This is a genomic window from Cellulomonas sp. NEAU-ZC6, assembly GCF_056844425.1.
The window spans coordinates 739,642-757,215 of sequence record NZ_JBXFYH010000001.1 but is presented as its reverse complement, the minus strand read 5'-3'; the positions used below and the strand labels follow the sequence as shown (position 1 = coordinate 757,215).

The window sequence follows — 17,574 nt, the reverse complement described above, 5'->3', positions numbered from 1 at the left end:
CCATCATGCCGCGCCGGGCGCCTCCGCGTCGGGGCCCTGCGTCCTGGTCGGGCCTCGTGTCCCGGTCGGGTCCGGCGTCCCGGTCAGGCCCTGCGACCCGGTCAGGCCCTGCGCCCCGGTCGGGCCCTGCGCCCCGGTGGCGGCGAGCGCGGCGGCCAGGGCCGCCTCCGCCGAGGTCGTCCCGCCCGGCTCCTCGTCGAGCGCCGCCAGGTCCGACGCCACCCGGCCCGCGGCCACCGCGTCCGCCGGGTCCGTGCGCGCCTGCGCCGACCGGACGGGGTAGGCCCACGGCGTGCTGACGCTGACGATCCGGACCCCGGGGCGCCCGAGCCAGGCGAGCACGAGGTCGGCCTCTTCCGGGTGGCCGGCCGGCGCCGGGGGCACGGGCGGTGGCACGTGCTCCCCGGTCACCCGGAGCGAGTCGATCGCGGGCACCGGGTCGGTGCGGGGCGGGACCAGGGCGGTGCCCGCGAGCCGGCCGTACCGGACCAGGACGACCTCCCAGCCCCCGTCGTCGGTGCGCCGGGCGGCGACCAGCTCGGCGCACGCGGCGAGCGGGGCCAGGCGCTGCGACCGCGCCGACCCGCGCAGGAACGCGGCGAGCCGGTCCCGCACGCCGGCGGCCTCCTCGTAGCGCTCCTGGCCGGCGAGCGCCCGGATCCGGTCGGCGTGCGCGTCCACGACGGCGGCGGGGTCCGTGAGCATCGAGGTGCGGACGTCCTCGACGGTGCGCGCGTACTCCGCGGCGGCCTCGGGCCGGACGCAGGGCGCGGGGCAGCGACCGATCTCGGCGAGGTGGCACGCCGTGGCACCCGGCGCCGGCACCAGGGGCAGCCGGGCGGTGCACCGCCGGATCGCGAACGCGTCGTGCAGCGCCTCGAGCGCGGACTGGGCGGCGCCCTGCGACGCGAAGGGCCCGATGTGCGTCGCGTCGTCCCGGACGTCGCGCACGATCGACAGCCGCGGGTAGGCCTCGGCCGTCAGGCGCAGCCACGGCATGCGCTCGGGGGAGCGGGACCGGCGGTTGTACCGGGGGGTGTGCTCGGCGATGAGGCGCAGCTCGCGGACGGACGCTTCCAGCGGTGTCGCGCACACCACCGGCGTGACGGCGTGCGCGATCCGGACCATCTCCCGCATCCGGGAGCGCTTCTCCGCCGCGGTGAAGTAGCTGCGCACCCGCTTGCGCAGCGAGGTCGACGTGCCGACGTACAGCACCTCGTCGTTCGGGCCGCGGAACAGGTACACGCCCGGGGCGTCGGGCAGCCCGTCGGCGAGGGTGCGCTTGCGCCGGACGTCCGCCGGCACCGCGTCGGCCGCGGTGGCCAGGTCCTCCAGGTGCGTGATGCCCAGGGGCGCCAGCCGGCTGAGCAGCGCGTGCAGCACGTCCACCGTGGCCTGCGCGTCGGCGAGCGCGCGGTGCTCCGGCACGACGGTCGCCCGGAACAGCGCCGCCAGGGTGCTGAGCTTGTGGTTCGGCGCCTCGTCGCGCGTGACGACCCGCCGCGCGAGCCGCACCGTGTCCACGACCGGGAACCCGGGCCACGCGTGCCCCGTCTCGGCGGCCGCGGCCTTGAGGAACCCGACGTCGAACGGGGCGTTGTGCGCGACCAGCACCGAGCCGCGGGCGAACTCGAGGAACGACGGCAGCACCTCGGCGATCCGCGGCGCGCCGATCACCATCGCCGTGGTGATCCCGGTGAGCACCTGGATCTGCGCGGGCACGGGCCCGCCCGGGTCGACGAGCGTCTGGAACTCGCCCAGCACCTCGCCGCCGCGCACCTTGACGGCGCCGATCTCGGTGATGGCGGACTGGCCCGGCGCGGCGCCGGTGGTCTCGAGGTCGACGACGACGAACGTGACGTCGTGCAGCGGGGTCCCGATGTCGTCCAGCGTGACCTGGACGGGTCGCCCGACGAGCGGCTGCGCCAGCTCGGCGCGCGGGGGGACGGGGGACCGGTGGACCATGGGAGTGGACGCTAACCGCCGCCTCCGACACGCCCGCAGGCCCCGGCGGGCCCCTGGCCGGGCTCCGGCGGGCTCCCGGCCGGGCCCCGGCCCCCGCGACCTGCGCGGCCGTAGGGTGTGCCGCATGTCCGAGCCCACCCCAGACGCCGTCCCGGACGCCGTGCGCGCCGCCGTGCTGCCGCTGGCCGCCGAGGTGCTCGGCACGCTGGACGCCGCCGCGGTCCCGGCGTCGCTGGCGGCGGTGCGCCGGTTCGCGCCGCGCCGGCGGGCGGCGGCGGGCGCGGGGCCGCTGTGGCTCGCCGTCGACCGGGACGACGCGTTCCGTGCCCGCGTGGCCCGGGCGTGGTCGCACGCCCACCCCGGCCTCGCCGCCGACCTGCTCGCCGACCCCCCGGGACCGGCCGCGCCGGAGGACCGGCTCGCGCTGGCGGTCGGGGCGGTGCTGCTGCGGCCCGACGGCTGGGCGGCGCGGGTCTCGGCGCTGGACCCGCGGGAGGCGGCGCCCGACGGCGACCCCGTGACCGCCGACGCCCCGGTCGACCTGCCCCCGGCGCCGGACGACACCCACCGCGCGAACCGTGCCGAGGCCGAGGTCCGCCGGCTCGCCGCGAGGCTGGCCGCGGAGACCGAGCGCGCCGACGCCGCCGAGGCCGAGCTGGCGGCGCTGCGCAAGGACGCCCGCCGGCTGCGCGCCGACGCGGACCGGGCCCGTGCCGAGGCGCGCCGGTCCGCCGAGCACGCGGCCGAGGTCGCCGCCGCGGCCGAGCGGGTGCACGCGGAGACCGCGCGGGTCCGTGCCCGCGCGGACGACGACCGGCGCCGCGCCGACGACCTCGCCCGCACCGCACGCCAGGACGCCTCGGCGCTGCGCGAGCTCGCCGAGGTGCGCGTGCGGCTGCTGCTGGACACGGTCGTCGAGGCCGGCGCCGCGCTGCGCACGGAGCTGGCGCTGCCGCCGGCGTCCCGGATGCCCGCCGACCTGGTGGCCCCGGCGCCGGCCGACGCCGCGCCCGGCCCGCGGCCCACGTCCCGCGGCCGGGGCGCCGACGACCCCGCGCTGCTGGACGACCTGCTCCGGATGCCGCGGGCCCACCTGGTCGTCGACGGCTACAACGTGTCGAAGCTCGCGTGGCCGGACCAGCCGCTCGCCGAGCAGCGCCGTCGCCTGACCGAGCGGCTGGCGAACCTCGCGGGGCGCACGGGAGCCGAGGTGACGTGCTGCTTCGACGGGCAGGAGGCCGAGCCGGGCACCCGCGGCCCCGCAGGACCGCGGGGCGTGCGGGTGCTGTTCTCGCAGGGGGAGATCGCCGACGACCTGATCCGCCGCCTGGTCCGCGCCGAGCCCGCGGGCCGCGTGGTGCTCGTCGTCACCAGCGACCGCGCGCTCGGCGCGGACGCGGAGGCCGCCGGCGCGCGGGTGCTCCCGTCGCCGACGCTCCTGGCCCGCCTGGGCCGGGTCTGAACCGCCCTCAGCCCGTGGTGTCCTCGCGGTAGATCGCCTCGACGTCCGTGGCGAAGTCCTTGAGCACGTGGGTGCGCCGGACGCTCAGCTTGGGCGTCAGGTGCCCGCTCGCGATCGTCAGGTCGTGGTCGAGGATCCGGTACTTGCGGATCGACTCCGCGCGGGACACCGCCCGGTTGGCCCGCTCGACCCCCTCGTCGATGGACGCGCGCACGCCGGCGTCCCGCGCGGCCTCCGCGACCGTCAGCTCGGGCCGGCCCTGGGCCGCGCACCAGCCGGGCAGGCCCTCGGGGTCCAGCGTCACGAGCGCCCCGATGAACGGCCGACCGTCCCCGACCACCACCACCTGGCTGATCAGGGGGTGCGCGCGCAGCCGGTCCTCGAGCACGGCGGGCGCGACGTTCTTGCCGCCCGCGGTCACGATGATCTCCTTCTTGCGTCCCGTGATCCGCAGGTAGCCCTCGTCGTCCAGGGACCCGAGGTCGCCGGTGCGGAACCAGCCGTCGTCGAACACCTCGGCCGTCGCGGTGGGGTTCTGGTGGTAGTGCCCGAACACCTGGTGCCCGCGGACCTCGACCTCCCCGTCGGCGGCGATCCGGACGGAGGTGCCGGGCAGCGGCAGCCCGACGCTGCCGATCCGGGTGCGCCCCGGCATGTTGACCGTGGCGGGAGCGGTGGTCTCGGTGAGGCCGTACCCCTCCAGCACCTTGATGCCGATGCCGCGGAAGAAGTGCCCGAGCCGCTCGCCCAGCGGCGCGCCGCCGGAGATCGCCCACTCGACCCGCCCGCCCATGGCGTCGCGGAGCTTGTGGAACACCAGCCGGTCCGCCAGGGCGTGCTGCGCCCGCAGCGCGAGACCCGGCCGGCCGGCGTCCAGCGCCCGGGAGTAGGCGATCGCGGTGCGCGCGGCCCACTGGAAGATCTTCAGCTTCCCGCCGGCCGCGGCCTTCTGCTCCGCCGAGTTGTAGACCTTCTCGAACACGCGGGGCACCGACAGGATGAACGTCGGCCGGAACTCCTGCAGGTCGGTCAGGAGCTGCTTGGTGTCGGGCGTGTGGCCGAGCACGGCGCCGGCGGGCACGCAGAGCACCTCGACGAACCGCGCGAACACGTGCGCCAGCGGCATGAACAGCAGCGTGCGCGCGCCCGGGGTGGCGACGACCTCGTGCAGGCCCTCGACGGCGTTGCGCGCCAGCACGGCGAAGTTGCCGTGCGTGAGGGCGACGCCCTTCGGCCGCCCGGTGGTGCCGGACGTGTAGATCAGCGTGGCGAGGTCGTCCCGGCCGGCGACCCGGCGCCGGCGCTCCATCTCCGCGTCCGGCACGTCCGCGCCGGCGGCCTCGAGGTCGGCGACCGCGCCGTCGTCCAGGACGAGCACGTCCTGCAGCAGCGGGGTCTCCGGGCGGACCTCGGCGACGGTGGCGGCGTGCGCGGCGGACTCCACCACGAGCAGCGTCACCGCGGCGTCCGTGAGGATCCAGTGCACCTGCTCCGCCGACGAGGTCTCGTAGACGGGGACGGGCACGGCGCCGGCGGTCCACAGGGCCCAGTCGAGCAGCGTCCACTCGTACCGGGTCCGGGACATGATGCCGACGCGGTCGCCGGGGGACACCCCGCGCGCGACGAACCCGCGGGCCACGGCGCGCACGCGCCGGTCGAACTCGTGCGCGCCGACGGTCTGCCAGGTCGTCCCGGTGCCCGGGGTCTTGTACTCGATGAGCGGGCCGTCGCCGGTGGCGGCGACGCGCGCCGCGAGCAGGTCCACGAGGTTCTCCCGCGGACCGACGTCGACGAGCAGGGGGCTGCTGTACTCCTCCATGAGTCTGGCTCCATCGTCAGAGGTCGGAAGGTGTCCGCAGCATAAGGGACTTCGGTCCTAGAAGGTGGCGTCCGCGCCGTCGTCCGTCCGGGTGGTCGGCCGCGGACCGGAGCGGAGGCCGCCGGGCGCGTGCGGCGTCGCCCGGTTTGCACGCTAGCGTGGGGGCGCACGCGCGCAGTGCCGCCGTCGTCGCACCGGTGCTGCAGCGTCCCGGTCGCGACGGGCCGCTCGCGTGCCCCAGGCCCAGAGCTCGACGCGGAAGCAGGACAGCATGCACGCCATCGGTGTGGACATCGGCGGGACGAAGATCGCCGCCGGTGTGGTCGACGAGGACGGCCGGATCATCGCGAAGACCCGGCGCGAGACCGACCCGCGCGACTCCGCGAGCGTCGACCGCGGCGTGATCGAGGCGTGCCAGGAGCTGGCCGAGCAGCACGAGATCGGCGCCATCGGCCTCGCGGCCCCCGGCTTCATCGGCACCGACCAGGCCACCGTGCTGTTCACCCCGAACCTGCCCTGGCGCGAGCACCCCCTGCGGGACATCGTCGCCAAGGAGATCGGCGAGGACGTCAAGATCGTCGTCGCGAACGACGCCAACGCCGCCGGCTGGGCCGAGTTCCGGTTCGGTGCCGCGCGCGAGGAGCAGGACATGCTGCTGCTCACCATCGGCACGGGGCTGGGCGGCGCGATCGTCGTCAACGGCGAGCTCGTGCTGGGCGCCTGGGGCGTCGCGGCCGAGGTCGGCCACATGCGCGTCGTGCCCGGCGGGCACTACTGCGGCTGCGGGCACGAGGGCTGCTGGGAGCAGTACGCCTCCGGCAGCGCCCTGGTGCGGGACGCCCAGTCCGCCCTGATCAAGGAGCCCGAGCGCGGCGCCCGGCTGCTGGAGCTGGCGGGCGGCGACGCCGACGCGCTGACCGGCCCGCACGTCACCTCGGCCGCCCAGGAGGGCGACCCGCTGGCCGTCGAGCTGCTCGCCGAGCTCGGCCGCTGGATCGGCGAGGGCTCCGCGTCCGTCGCGGCGCTGCTGGACCCCTCGATCGTCGTGATCGGCGGCGGCGTGAGCGCGGCCGGCGACCTGCTGCTCGCGCCGGCCCGCCGCGCGTTCCTGGACCAGCTGTCCGCCCGCGGCCACCGCCCGGAGGCCACCTTCGCGCTGGCGTCGATGGGCAACGACGCGGGCATCGTCGGCGCGGCGGACCTCGCGCGCCGCTGACCCGCGGACCGGCCGGCACGACCCCGGGCGGCGCGTCAGACGACGGCGCCGTCCGAGTCGTCGTGCCGGTCCTCGCGCCGGTGCGGCATCCGCCAGATCAGCACGACCAGGCCGAGCACGAACACCACGACCGACGCCTGCATGATCACGGCGGGCGCGTCGCGCCACGCGATCAGCACCACGAGCCACACCACCGGCATCCCGGCGACGGCGAACCACGCCATGGTGAGCAGCGGGTCCCCGCCCAGCACCGGGCCGGGGTCCGGCGGCCGGAAGTGCTCCGCCTCGTCGACCCGGCGCTCGGCGTCGTCCATCTGCCCGGTGGCGTCCCAGTCGCGCCCGGACGACGGGGGCCCCGCGGCGTCGTCGCCGGCGGGCGCGCCGGGGGATGCGGGCGCCGAGGGCGCCGCGGCGTCGTCCGGACGGGCGGGTCGCACGACGCGCCGGTCGGTGACCCAGGGTGCGACGGGGTAGGTTACGGCGGGACCGGACGACGTCCGCGGGTCGTCCTGGCCTGCGGCGGCGGCGGTCGGCGGCTCCGCCGCACCGCTCGGGCCGTCGTCGCCACGCAGGTCGGCGACGATCGCGGCCCACTGCTCGTCGGTGACCCGGTCCCCGGCGTCGTCCGGACGGTCGCCGTGGGCATCACGGGCGCCGTCGGGCTCGTCGCCCTCGGGGGACGGGTCGGGACGATCGGGACGCGGAGCCATGGCAGCACTCTAGAGTCGGTCGGACCGAGGGGCGCGGGTGTCCCGCGGTCACGAAGGGCGAGAGGTGGCAGGTTGTTCTACTGGTTCATGAAGCGGGTCCTCGTCGGCCCGCTGCTGCACCTGCTGTTCCGTCCCTGGGTACGGGGCGCGGAGCACGTGCCGAGCAGCGGTGCCGCGATCCTCGCGAGCAACCACCTGGCCGTCGTCGACTCGTTCTTCCTGCCGCTCGTGCTGGACCGCGAGATCGTGTTCATCGGCAAGAACGAGTACTTCACCGGGCGGGGCCTCAAGGGCCGGCTGACCGCCGGCTTCATGCGCGGCGTCGGCACCATCCCCGTGGACCGCAGCGGCGGCAAGGCGTCCGAGGCGGCGCTGCGCACCGGGCTGAACCGCCTGGGGGAGGGCAAGCTCTTCGGGATCTACCCCGAGGGGACCCGCAGCCCCGACGGCCGGCTCTACCGCGGCAAGACCGGCGTGGCGCGCATGGCCCTCGAGTCCGGCGCCCCGGTCATCCCCGTCGCGATGATCGACACGGACAAGGCGCAGCCGCTCGGCCAGCGCCTGCCGCGCCCGCGCCGGATCGGCGTCGTCATCGGCGAGCCCCTCGACTTCAGCCGGTACCGCGGCATGGAGAACGACCGGTTCATCCTGCGCTCGGTCACCGACGAGATCATGTACGCGCTCATGGCCCTGTCGGGCCAGGAGTACGTCGACATCTACGCGGCCACCCAGAAGGCCCGGATCGCCACCGGGCACCCCGCCGCGACCGGCCAGGCCGCGCCCGAGCCGACCGCCCCCGGCGGCCGCGCCGTGCCCGATGTCCAGGTTCCGGTCCCGCCGGAGGACGACGCCCCGGCTCAGTAGGATGAGCCCGTCCGTCCGCGCCCGTCGGCGCCGGACGTCCCAGGACCTCGGTCCCGGGTCCAGGCCGCACGCGTCGCCTTGAGTGGCCGCGCGGCCGGGAAACGCCCAGCTGTGCAGTTCAACGAGAGGTGTGTCTCATGTCGGTTCGTCGCGTCGCGCTCCTGACCGCGGGTGGCTTCGCTCCGTGCCTGTCCTCGGCCGTCGGTGGTCTCATCGAGCGGTACACCGAGATCGCCCCCGAGGTCGAGATCATCGCCTACCAGCACGGCTACTACGGGCTCCTGCGCGGCGACAAGATCGTCATCGACGCCGAGGGCCGCGCGCAGGCGCACCTGCTGCACAAGTTCGGCGGCTCGCCGATCGGCAACTCGCGGGTGAAGCTCACCAACGCGGCCGACTGCGTCAAGCGCGGCCTGGTCGCCGAGGGCGAGGACCCGCTGCAGGTCGCGGCCGAGCGGCTGAAGGCCGACGGCGTCGACGTCCTGCACACCATCGGCGGCGACGACACCAACACCACCGCCGCGGACCTCGCCGCGTACCTGGCGGACAACGACTACGGCCTGACCGTCGTGGGCCTGCCGAAGACCATCGACAACGACGTGGTGCCGATCAAGCAGTCGCTCGGCGCGTGGACCGCCGCCGAGGAGGCCGCCGGCTTCGCCGCGAACGTCATCGGCGAGCACCGCTCCGGCCCGCGCATGCTGATCGTGCACGAGGTCATGGGCCGGCACTGCGGCTGGCTGACCGCCGCGTCCGCCGCCGAGTACCGCAAGTGGCTCGACCGCCAGGAGTGGGCCCCGGCCCTGGGCCTGACGCGTGAGCGCTGGGACATCCACGCCGTGTTCCTGCCCGAGCTGGCGCTCGACATCGACGCCGAGGCCGCGCGCCTCAAGGCGATCATGGACGAGCAGGGCAACGTCAACATCTTCCTGTCCGAGGGTGCGGGCATGCACGAGATCGTCGAGCAGCTCGAGGCCTCCGGCGCCGAGGTGCCGCGCGACCCGTTCGGCCACGTCAAGCTCGACACGATCAACCCGGGCCAGTGGTTCGCGAAGCAGTTCGCGGAGAAGCTCGGCGCCGAGAAGGTCATGGTCCAGAAGTCCGGCTACTACTCGCGCGCCGCGGCCGCGAACGCGGACGACCTGCGCCTGATCAAGTCGATGACCGACCTGGCCGTCGAGTGCGCCCTGCGCGGCGAGGCCGGCGTCATCGGCCACGACGAGGAGGACGGCGACCGCCTCAAGGCGATCGCGTTCCCGCGGATCGCCGGCGGCAAGGCGTTCGACGTCCAGCAGGCGTGGTTCGGCGAGCTCCTGGAGGGCATCGGGCAGTCCCTGGTGCCCGCAGCGGCGCACTGATGAGCGTCGAGGCCGATCCGCAGGTGCTCGCCGGGCTCGACGCCTGGCGGGACCTGCCGGTCACGCAGCAGCCGGCGTGGCCGGACCGGGACGCGCTGACGCGGGTCACCGACCGGCTCGCGGGCCTGCCGCCGCTGGTGTTCGCGGGGGAGGCCGACGCGCTGCGCGGGCAGCTCGCGGCCGCCGGCCGGGGCGAGGCGTTCCTCCTGCAGGGCGGTGACTGCGCCGAGACCTTCGCGGAGGCCACGGCCGACAACATCCGCGGCAAGATCATGACGGTGCTGCAGATGGCCGTCGTGCTCACCTACGGCGCCAGCCTGCCCGTCATCAAGATGGGCCGGATGGCCGGGCAGTACGCCAAGCCGCGCTCGTCCGACTCCGAGACCCGCGACGGCGTCACGCTGCCCGCGTTCCGGGGCGACATCATCAACGGCTTCGAGTTCACGCCCGAGGCGCGCACGCCGGACCCGGAGCGGCTGCTCGACGCGTACCACACGTCCGCGTCGACGCTGAACCTCATCCGCGCCTTCACCACCGGGGGCTTCGCGTCCCTGCTGCGGGTGCACGAGTGGAACCGCGGGTTCACCGCCAACCCGGCCTACGCCCGGTACGAGGAGATCGCCGCCGAGATCGACCGCGCGATCCGGTTCATGGCCGCGTGCGGCGCCGACTTCGACGCCCTGCGCACCGTGGACTTCTACTCGAGCCACGAGGGGCTGCTGCTCGACTACGAGCGGCCGCTCACCCGGATCGACTCGCGGACCGGGCTGCCGTACGACTGCTCGGCGCACTTCCTGTGGATCGGGGAGCGCACCCGGCAGCTGGACGGCGCGCACGTCGACTACTTCAGCCGCGTGCACAACCCGCTCGGCATCAAGCTCGGGCCCACGTCCACCGCGGACGACGCGCTGCGCCTGATCGACAAGCTCAACCCGAGCGCGGAGCCGGGCCGGATCACGTTCATCACCCGCATGGGCGCGAGCAAGATCCGGGACCTGCTGCCGAGCCTGGTGGAGAAGGTCACGGCCGACGGCCGCCCGGTCACCTGGGTCTGCGACCCGATGCACGGCAACGGCATCACCTCGGCCTCCGGCTACAAGACCCGCCGGTTCTCCGACGTGATGGACGAGGTCGCCGGGTTCTTCGAGGTGCACCGCGCCCTGGGCACGGTCCCGGGCGGGCTGCACATGGAGCTCACGGGCGACGACGTCACCGAGGTCCTCGGTGGTGCCGAAGAGATCGACGACGCCGGCCTCGCGCGGCGGTACGAGACGCTGGTCGACCCGCGGCTGAACCACCAGCAGTCGCTGGAGCTCGCGTTCCAGGTCGTGGAGCTGCTCCGGCGCTCCTGACGTCCCGGCGCACGACGACGCCCGCGTCACCGGCCCCACGGGGCGGCGGTGGCGCGGGCGTCGTCGTACCGGCGGACGCCGGGGTCAGGCGGTCTTGCGCTGGCTGAACCGGAGCTGGTTGCCCGACGGGTCGCGGAACGCGCAGTCCCGCACCCCGTACGGCTGGTCGATCGGCTCCTGCAGCACCTCGCCGCCGGCGGACCGGATCCGCTCGAACGTGGCGTCGCAGTCGTCGGTGGCGAAGATGACGCCGCGCAGCAGGCCCTTGGCCAGCAGCTCGGCCATCGCCTGCTTGTCGGCCGCCGAGGCGCCGGGGTCCGCCAGCGGCGGCTCCAGCACGATGTGCACGTCCGGCTGGGCGGGGGAGCCGACGGTGACCCACCGCATCCCCTCGAAGCCGACGTCGTTGCGTACCTCCAGGCCGAGGACGTCCCGGTAGAACGCGATGGCCGCCTCGTGGTCGTCGACGGCGATGAAGCACTGCGAGAGGGTGAGGTCCATGCCCGTCACGCTAGGGCCGCGGGTCGCGGCGTGGCTTCTTCGTTCCTGACCGGTCGCGTGCGGATCTTCGCGACGCACGCCGGGATCGCCGCGCCCGCGTCGTGCGAGCGGGCCCGGTAGGCGCTCGGGCTCACCCCGACCAGCTCCGTGAACCGGGTGCTGAACGAGCCGAGCGAGGTGCAGCCGACGGCCATGCACACCTCCGTCACGCTGAGGTCGCCGCGGCGGAGCAGCGCCTTGGCGCGTTCGATGCGGCGGGTCATCAGGTACGCGTACGGCGTCTCGCCGTAGGCGGCCCGGAAGCTGCGGGAGAAGTGGCCCGCGGACATCAGCGCGTCGCGCGCCAGCGTCGGGACGTCGAGGGGCTGGGCGTAGTCGCGGTCCATCCGGTCCCGCGCCCGGCGCAGCCGGACGAGGTCGTCCAGGGTCACGCGTGCCTCCTCGTGCCGGGTCAGACCACCGTGAGCGTGATGGTGCTGCCCTTGGGGACCTGCTGGTTCTCCGCGACGCTCTGGTCGCGGACCGTGCCGAACAGCCCGCCCAGGACGTTCTGGCGCTGCGCCTTCAGCCCCAGCGCCTCGAGCGCCGCGGCGGCCTCCTCGTACTGCTTGCCGGTCAGGTTCGGCATGGCGACCGTCTCCGGGCCCTTCGACACCTGCAGGGTCACGGTGTCCATCCGGTGCGCCTCGGTGCTGCCCGCCGGGTCCTGCGCGACGACGTCGCCGGCGGGCACGGTGTCGCTGAACACCTCCTCGGCGGCGACCTTCAGGCCGATGCTCTCCAGCTGCGACGTCGCCTGGTCCACCGACGCGCCCACCACGTTGACGATCGTCACGGGGGCGGGACCGTCGGAGACGGTGAGCAGGACCGTCGAGCCGCGCTTGACCTGGGTGCCGGGGACCAGGTCGGCACCATCGGCGTCCGTGGCCTTCAGCACCTGGCCGAGCGCGGCGGCGTCGTCCCAGTGGTCGCCCTCGACGTAGTCGGTGGCGAGGTCCGCCCCGGTGAGCACCGCCTCGGCATCGGCCTGCGGCACGCCGACGACGCCCTCGGGCACCGTCACCAGGTCCACACCGCGCGAGACGGTGACCGTCACCGTCCCGTCCTTGCGGACCCGCTCGCCGTCGCCGGGGTCGGTCGAGACGACGGAGCCCGCGGGCACCTCGTCGTCGAAGGCCTGCACGACGTCGCTGCGCAGGCCCTCGGCGTCGAGCGCGTCGAGGGCCTGGTCCTCGGTCAGCTCCGCGAGGGCCGGGACGGTCGTGTAGGCACCGGGTCCGACGGCGACGTACCACCACGTCCCGCCGCCGACGGCGGCCAGCAGCAGCACGGCGGCGACCACCCAGGCCCACACCCTCCGGCGGCCGGGACGGGGTCGGTCGACCGCGTCGGCGGCGGTCCCGGAGACCGACACCGCGCCGATGGGCAGCGCGACCGTGCGGCCGGGTGCGTCGATCCGGGTGGTGTCGCCCCGGGCGTCGTCGGCGGCCCCGCCCGGGACCGGGGTGGCGCCGGAGCGCGTCGCACCCGTGTCGTCCTGCTCCGGGTCGGTCGCCTGGGGCAGGGCGACCACCGGGGCGACGTCCACCCGGCGGTCCAGCGTCGCGGCGTCGAGGGCGGTCCGGGTGCGGCGCAGCAGCGCGAGCGCGGCGCCGGCGTCGGCGGGCCGGTCGTCGGGCTCGCGCGCGGCGAGCGCCCCGACCAGCTCGTCGACCTCGACGGGCAGCCAGCCGGCGTCGGTGGCGTCGGACGGCGCGGGCACGTCGGAGTTCACGTGCTGGAACGCGATCTGGATCGGCGTCTCGCCGGTGAACGGCTGCGCGCCGGTGAGCATCTCGTAGAGCAGGACGCCCGTCGCGTAGACGTCGGTGCGGGCGTCGCTGGCGCCGCGGACGACGAGCTCGGGCGCCAGGTAGGCGACGGTGCCGAACACCGTCCCGGTCGTCGTGGAGGTGACCTCGGTGACCGCACGGGCCAGGCCGAAGTCGGCGACCTTGATCCGGCCGTCGGACGCCATCAGCACGTTCTCGGGCTTGACGTCGCGGTGCACGAGGCCGGCGCGGTGCGCGGCGGCCAGGGCGTCGAGCACCTGCTCGGTGACGTCCAGCGCCGCGCCGACGGTCAGCGAGCCGCGCTCCGACAGGTACCGGCGCAGGTTCACGCCGTCGACGTACTCCATGGTCAGGTAGGACGTGCCGCCGTCCACGCCCTGGTCGTAGACGCCGACCAGGCCGGGGTGCGTCAGGCGCGCGGCGGCCCGTGCCTCGCGGCGGAACCGGGCGACGAAGTCCGAGCCGGCACCGCCCTCGGCGAGGTGCGGGTGCATGACCTTGAGCGCGACGTCCCGGTCCAGCCGGCGGTCCACCGCGAGGTACACCGTGGCCATGCCGCCGCGCGCGATGCGTGACACGACCTCGTAGCGCCCGTCGACCAGCTGGCCGACGAGCGGATCGGTGACGGTTGCTCCCACGGGCCGAAGTCTACGGGCGCGTCCGGGTCAGGCCCCGCAGGCGGGGCCCGCTAGAACCGCGCCATGTGCGTCTGGATGTTGGCGACGTACCGCCGGGTGTCGCTGAACATGCCGTTCCGCTTCACCGAGGACGCGCCCTGGTAGTACGACGCGATGGCCGTGGACAGGTCGGGGGAGGTCGTCACCAGCTGGCGCAGGATCGCCACGCCCGCGACGACGTTGTCGTCCGGGTCCAGCAGGTTGATCTCGCGGCCCGTCAGCTGCTCGGCCCACTCGCCGGAGCTCGGGATGACCTGCATCGTGCCGATGGCGTTGGCCGGCGACACCGACGTGTGGTTGAACCCCGACTCCTGGAACGCGATCGCCTGCGCCAGCCTCGGGTCGACGCCCATCGACCGCGCGGTGGCGGCGACCTTCGCCTGCATCTCGGCCTTGGACGGCACGCCCATCGCGAGCAGGGTCGCCTTGTTGGCGTTGGCCGAGGCGACGACCGTCGGCGCGTACGTGCGGCCGAGGAACGTGTTGCCGACCAGCGTGGTGCCGGCTGCGGGTGCGGCGGCGGCCGGGGCGGCCTGCCCGGCACCGGGGACGGTGAGCGACTGGCCGACGCGGATGAACGCCCGGGAGTCGAGGCCGTTGGCGGACACGATCGCGGCGACGGTGGTGCCGTAGCGCTGCGCGATCGACGACACGGTCTCGCCGGAGGCGACCGTGTGCGCACCGCGCGCCGCGGCGGGCGCGGCGGGAGCGGGGCTCGCGGCCGCGGCGCCGGAGACCCGCAGCGTCTGGCCGACGCGGATGAACGCGCGCGAGTCCAGGCCGTTGGCGGACACGATCGACGCGACCGTGGTGCCGTAGCGCTGGGCGATCGCGGAGACGGTCTCGCCGGAGGCGACCGTGTGCGTGCCGGCGGCGGCCGGTGCGGCCGGGGTGCTCGCCGCCGGGGCCCCGGCGCCGGAGACGGTGAGCGTCTGGCCGACGCGGATGAAGGCGCGGGAGTCCAGGCCGTTGGCGGACACGATCGCGGCGACGGTGGTGCCGTAGCGCTGCGCGATCGCGGAGACGGTCTCGCCGGACGCGACCGTGTGCGTGCTCGCGGACGGCGCGGCCGCCGGGCGCGCGGCGGGTGCCGGGGAGCCGGTCGGGACGGTGAGCCGCTGGCCGGCCTGGATGGACGCCCGCGCGTCGAGCCCGTTGGCGCTGCGGACCGCCTGCACCGAGGTGCCGTGCTTCGCGGCGATGTGGCTCACGGTGTCGCCGCTGCGGACGGTGTACTCCTCGTCCGCGTGGGCGACCCCGCCCGTGGCGGTGACCGCGACCGCGGCGATCGCGATGGCACCGGTCCCCGTGGCGAGCCGGCGGGCCCGGCGACCGGCTCCGCGGGTCGGCGAGCCGTCCTCGCGGGTGCGAGCGACCTGGTCCGCGAGGGCGAGGGCGGGCTGCGTCATGGTGGGAACCCCTGTGCTGAGAGAACGTGGTGCCGGTGTGGTGCACGTGGCCTGTGAGGCGCGTGTGACTCGTGTGACTAGTGCGACGGTAGTGCACGCTCCGGGGGCTGGGAAGTCGGCGTGGGCTTTTGTCCGTTTGACCAGCGGCTCTTTCCTGCATTCCTCACACCCCCGGGCGAGCGGCCTGCGCCGCACGGGGGAACGGGTGCGTCCGGACGTGTCACCGCGCGGGTGTCGATACCCTGGTCCGCGTGACTGCAGAGCCCCACCCCGATGACCTGGTCGACTCCTGGCTGACCGTGCCCGACGTGGCGGACGAGCTCGGTCTCGACGCCGGCAAGGTCCGCCGCCTGCTCAAGGAGCGCCGCCTGGTCGGCATCCGGCGCGGCAGCCCGCCCGTGCTCAGCATCCCGGCCGCGTTCGTCGTGCCGGTCGACGCGGCGAACCCCACGGCGCGCGACGCGCACGAGGACGACGAGGACGACGCCCCCGTGGCCCGGGCCACCGTGCTCGCCTCGCTGCAGGGCACGCTGAGCGTGCTCGGCGACGTCGGCCTGACGGACGCCGAGGCGATCGCCTGGCTGTTCACGCCCGACGAGTCCCTGCCGGGTCGCCCGGTGGACGCGCTGCGCGCGGGGCACAAGACCGAGATCCGCCGTCGGGCCCAGGCGCTCTGACGCCCGGCCGCCGCGGTCCTCGACGCCGGGGCCGCAGCGGCCGACCCGGCCGCGGGGCCGGGTGCGTCCCGTCAGGCGCGGCGGTCGACCGCCGCGTGCCCGAGCTCGACGAGCATGGCGCGGCCGTCCTCGCCCAGGGGCGCCGTGGCCAGCGCGGCGAACGCGCGCCCGCCGAGTTCCGCGATCAGCGCCTCGACGTCGTCGACCGCGCCGCTCGCGGCGATCCGGTCCGCCAGCGCACCGCAGGCCGTGTCGTCCAGGTCCCGGTCGCCGAGGCCCGCGTGCAGCGCGGCGGCCAGCCCGGTGTCACCCGCGGCGCGGGCGTGCGCCATCGCCCGTGCGACCAGCACGGTGCGCTTGCCCTCGCGCAGGTCGTCGCCTGCGGGCTTCCCGGTGGCCGCGGGGTCGCCGAACACCCCCAGCAGGTCGTCGCGGAGCTGGAACGCCTCGCCGAGCGGCAGGCCGAACGCGCTGGTCGTCGCCAGCGCCGCGTCGTCGGCGCCGGCCAGCACCGCGCCGAGCAGCAGCGGGTGCTCGACGCTGTAGCGCGCGGCCTTCGCGATCACGACCTCGCGGGCGCGCTCCTCGTCGGCCGCGGGGTCCTCGCCCCACGGCAGCACCTGGGCCAGCAGGTCCAGGTACTGGCCGACGGTCACCTCGGTGCGCATCCGCTCGAACACCGCGTGCGCGGCCTCCCGGCGCTCCGGTGCGCAGCCGGCGACGGCGCGGACGAACTCGCGCTCGCTCGCCACCAGGGCGAGGTCGCCCAGCAGGATCGCGGCCGACTCCCCGAACCGGCGCGGGTCCCCGGACCACCCGCGCTCGGCGTGCATCGCGGCGAACCGCCGGTGCGCCGCCGGCAGGCCGCGGCGGGTGTCGGAGTCGTCCATCACGTCGTCGTGGAACAGCGCCGCCGCCTGGAACAGCTCGAGCGCGGCGCCGACCCGGCGCACGACCTCGGCGTCCGGGGAGTCCGGGTCGCCGCCGTGCGCACGCCAGGACCAGTAGCAGAACGCCGCGCGCAGCCGCTTGCCGCCCGTGAGCATGACGCCGAGCGCCTCGGCCAGCTCGGCCGCGCCGGCACCGGAGGCCACGAGCTCGGGCAGCAGCTCCTCGACGTGCTCGACGAGCAGGGCGTCGACCCGGGAGCGGAGGTCCTCGGCGTCGACGGGGGCGGTGCGGGGGCTCACGCGGCGAGCCTAGGGCCTCACAGCCGGACGGACCCGCCCAGGGTGAGCGTCCGGACCCCGTCCCGGTCCAGCACGCCGAGGGTGAGCAGCTCGACGCCGTCCGTGCCCCGCGTGAAGGTCGACGTGGCGGCCAGCCCGGTCGACCCGGGGTCGACCACCGTCTCCGTGAACCCGCCCGCGGCCAGCTGGTCGCGGACCCCCTGCACGAGGGCCGCGGTCTCCAGGGGGCTGCGCAGGTTCAGGCTGATCGTCGTCAGGCCGGTCGCGTCGTCGGTCGCCGCGGTGGACACCAGGATCTCGCTGCCGTCCGGCGGGGTGACCAGGTCCGCGGGGAACCCGGGTGCCAGGTCCCCGACGGCGGAACCGGTCGCGGTCGGGCTGGGCAGCAGCGACTCGCCGGGCGACGGTGCCGGGTCCGCGGACGTCGAGGCCGTCGGCGCCGGCGACCCGGTCGTGCCCGTGCAGGCCGCCGTGGTGAGGGTCGCGAGCGCGACGAGGACGACGGCGGCAGGACGGGGGAGCACGGCGCCACAGTAGCGCCG

Annotated in this window: 15 protein-coding genes; 6 read left to right on the top strand and 9 right to left on the bottom strand. The window is 75.5% G+C overall.

The window, feature by feature from the left end; all coding sequences use genetic code 11:
* Nucleotides 1-3: 3 nt before the first annotated feature.
* On the bottom strand, nt 4-1,965 hold the full coding sequence (locus AC1050_RS03545) for a DEDD exonuclease domain-containing protein (RefSeq protein ID WP_482385995.1): 1,962 nt from the start codon (nt 1,963-1,965) through the stop codon (nt 4-6).
* A 124-nt stretch (nt 1,966-2,089) separates the two neighbouring features.
* Here AC1050_RS03545 and AC1050_RS03540 point away from each other — a divergent pair, with 124 nt between their 5' ends.
* Nucleotides 2,090-3,427 carry an NYN domain-containing protein gene (locus AC1050_RS03540; RefSeq protein ID WP_482385994.1) on the top strand — a complete coding sequence of 446 codons (1,338 nt, stop codon included), beginning with the start codon at nt 2,090-2,092 and terminating at the stop codon, nt 3,425-3,427.
* Between the two features lie 7 nt (nt 3,428-3,434).
* Here AC1050_RS03540 and AC1050_RS03535 read toward each other — a convergent pair whose 3' ends face one another.
* Nucleotides 3,435-5,246, bottom strand: a complete 1,812-nt coding sequence (locus AC1050_RS03535) for an AMP-dependent synthetase/ligase (RefSeq protein WP_482385993.1) — start codon at nt 5,244-5,246, stop codon at nt 3,435-3,437.
* A gap of 271 nt (nt 5,247-5,517) precedes the next feature.
* On the opposite strand from AC1050_RS03535, the gene AC1050_RS03530 reads away from it, so the two are divergent.
* Nucleotides 5,518-6,462 carry an ROK family glucokinase gene (locus AC1050_RS03530; RefSeq protein WP_482385992.1) on the top strand — a complete coding sequence of 315 codons (945 nt, stop codon included), beginning with the start codon at nt 5,518-5,520 and terminating at the stop codon, nt 6,460-6,462.
* A 35-nt stretch (nt 6,463-6,497) separates the two neighbouring features.
* Here AC1050_RS03530 and AC1050_RS03525 read toward each other — a convergent pair whose 3' ends face one another.
* Nucleotides 6,498-7,172, bottom strand: coding sequence for a hypothetical protein (locus AC1050_RS03525; protein WP_482385991.1), 675 nt, complete (start codon nt 7,170-7,172; stop codon nt 6,498-6,500).
* A gap of 87 nt (nt 7,173-7,259) precedes the next feature.
* On the opposite strand from AC1050_RS03525, the gene AC1050_RS03520 reads away from it, so the two are divergent.
* The 3 genes from AC1050_RS03520 to AC1050_RS03510 all read left to right on the top strand — a co-directional run bounded on the left by AC1050_RS03520 (nt 7,260) and on the right by AC1050_RS03510 (nt 10,746).
* Nucleotides 7,260-8,036: a lysophospholipid acyltransferase family protein gene (locus tag AC1050_RS03520; RefSeq protein ID WP_482385990.1), complete on the top strand. Its 777-nt coding sequence runs from the start codon at nt 7,260-7,262 to the stop codon at nt 8,034-8,036.
* Between the two features lie 137 nt (nt 8,037-8,173).
* Nucleotides 8,174-9,394, top strand: a complete 1,221-nt coding sequence (locus AC1050_RS03515; protein WP_482385989.1) for a pyrophosphate--fructose-6-phosphate 1-phosphotransferase — start codon at nt 8,174-8,176, stop codon at nt 9,392-9,394.
* On the top strand, nt 9,394-10,746 hold the full coding sequence (locus tag AC1050_RS03510; protein ID WP_482385988.1) for a class II 3-deoxy-7-phosphoheptulonate synthase: 1,353 nt from the start codon (nt 9,394-9,396) through the stop codon (nt 10,744-10,746). The genes AC1050_RS03515 and AC1050_RS03510 overlap by 1 nt, the downstream gene beginning before the upstream one ends.
* An 84-nt stretch (nt 10,747-10,830) precedes the next feature.
* Here AC1050_RS03510 and AC1050_RS03505 read toward each other — a convergent pair whose 3' ends face one another.
* The 4 genes from AC1050_RS03505 to AC1050_RS03490 all read right to left on the bottom strand — a co-directional run bounded on the left by AC1050_RS03505 (nt 10,831) and on the right by AC1050_RS03490 (nt 15,165).
* A complete protein-coding gene (locus AC1050_RS03505; RefSeq protein ID WP_482385987.1) occupies nt 10,831-11,247 on the bottom strand; it encodes a VOC family protein in 417 nt (138 codons plus the stop codon).
* Nucleotides 11,248-11,252: 5 nt separating this feature from the next.
* Nucleotides 11,253-11,633 (bottom strand): helix-turn-helix transcriptional regulator, encoded by a 381-nt coding sequence (locus AC1050_RS03500; protein ID WP_482387232.1) that lies wholly within the window; start codon nt 11,631-11,633, stop codon nt 11,253-11,255.
* A gap of 65 nt (nt 11,634-11,698) precedes the next feature.
* Nucleotides 11,699-13,717 (bottom strand): Stk1 family PASTA domain-containing Ser/Thr kinase, encoded by a 2,019-nt coding sequence (gene pknB, locus AC1050_RS03495; protein ID WP_482385986.1) that lies wholly within the window; start codon nt 13,715-13,717, stop codon nt 11,699-11,701.
* Between the two features lie 50 nt (nt 13,718-13,767).
* Complete coding sequence (locus tag AC1050_RS03490; RefSeq protein WP_482385985.1) at nt 13,768-15,165, bottom strand: LysM peptidoglycan-binding domain-containing protein; 1,398 nt, start codon at nt 15,163-15,165, stop codon at nt 13,768-13,770.
* A gap of 251 nt (nt 15,166-15,416) precedes the next feature.
* On the opposite strand from AC1050_RS03490, the gene AC1050_RS03485 reads away from it, so the two are divergent.
* Nucleotides 15,417-15,842 carry an Rv2175c family DNA-binding protein gene (locus AC1050_RS03485; RefSeq protein ID WP_482385984.1) on the top strand — a complete coding sequence of 142 codons (426 nt, stop codon included), beginning with the start codon at nt 15,417-15,419 and terminating at the stop codon, nt 15,840-15,842.
* Nucleotides 15,843-15,913: 71 nt separating this feature from the next.
* Here the strand turns inward: AC1050_RS03485 and AC1050_RS03480 are convergent, their stop codons facing one another.
* On the bottom strand, nt 15,914-17,032 hold the full coding sequence (locus AC1050_RS03480; RefSeq protein ID WP_482385983.1) for a polyprenyl synthetase family protein: 1,119 nt from the start codon (nt 17,030-17,032) through the stop codon (nt 15,914-15,916).
* Nucleotides 17,033-17,049: 17 nt separating this feature from the next.
* The gene (locus tag AC1050_RS03475) at nt 17,050-17,556 is read right to left on the bottom strand and encodes a hypothetical protein (protein WP_482385982.1); all 507 of its coding nucleotides are present in this window, start codon (nt 17,554-17,556) and stop codon (nt 17,050-17,052) included.
* Between the last annotated feature and the right edge of the window lie 18 nt (nt 17,557-17,574).

Bases quoted from the DNA above. Each gene is read 5' to 3' on its own strand.
- AC1050_RS03545 (WP_482385995.1), bottom strand. From the start codon at position 1,965: ATGGTCCACCGGTCCCCCGTCCCCCCGCGCGCCGAGCTGGCGCAGCCG.
- AC1050_RS03540 (WP_482385994.1), top strand. From the start codon at position 2,090: ATGTCCGAGCCCACCCCAGACGCCGTCCCGGACGCCGTGCGCGCCGCC.
- AC1050_RS03535 (WP_482385993.1), bottom strand. From the start codon at position 5,246: ATGGAGGAGTACAGCAGCCCCCTGCTCGTCGACGTCGGTCCGCGGGAG.
- AC1050_RS03530 (WP_482385992.1), top strand. From the start codon at position 5,518: ATGCACGCCATCGGTGTGGACATCGGCGGGACGAAGATCGCCGCCGGT.
- AC1050_RS03525 (WP_482385991.1), bottom strand. From the start codon at position 7,172: ATGGCTCCGCGTCCCGATCGTCCCGACCCGTCCCCCGAGGGCGACGAG.
- AC1050_RS03520 (WP_482385990.1), top strand. From the start codon at position 7,260: ATGAAGCGGGTCCTCGTCGGCCCGCTGCTGCACCTGCTGTTCCGTCCC.
- AC1050_RS03515 (WP_482385989.1), top strand. From the start codon at position 8,174: ATGTCGGTTCGTCGCGTCGCGCTCCTGACCGCGGGTGGCTTCGCTCCG.
- AC1050_RS03510 (WP_482385988.1), top strand. From the start codon at position 9,394: ATGAGCGTCGAGGCCGATCCGCAGGTGCTCGCCGGGCTCGACGCCTGG.
- AC1050_RS03505 (WP_482385987.1), bottom strand. From the start codon at position 11,247: ATGGACCTCACCCTCTCGCAGTGCTTCATCGCCGTCGACGACCACGAG.
- AC1050_RS03500 (WP_482387232.1), bottom strand. From the start codon at position 11,633: ATGGACCGCGACTACGCCCAGCCCCTCGACGTCCCGACGCTGGCGCGC.
- AC1050_RS03490 (WP_482385985.1), bottom strand. From the start codon at position 15,165: ATGACGCAGCCCGCCCTCGCCCTCGCGGACCAGGTCGCTCGCACCCGC.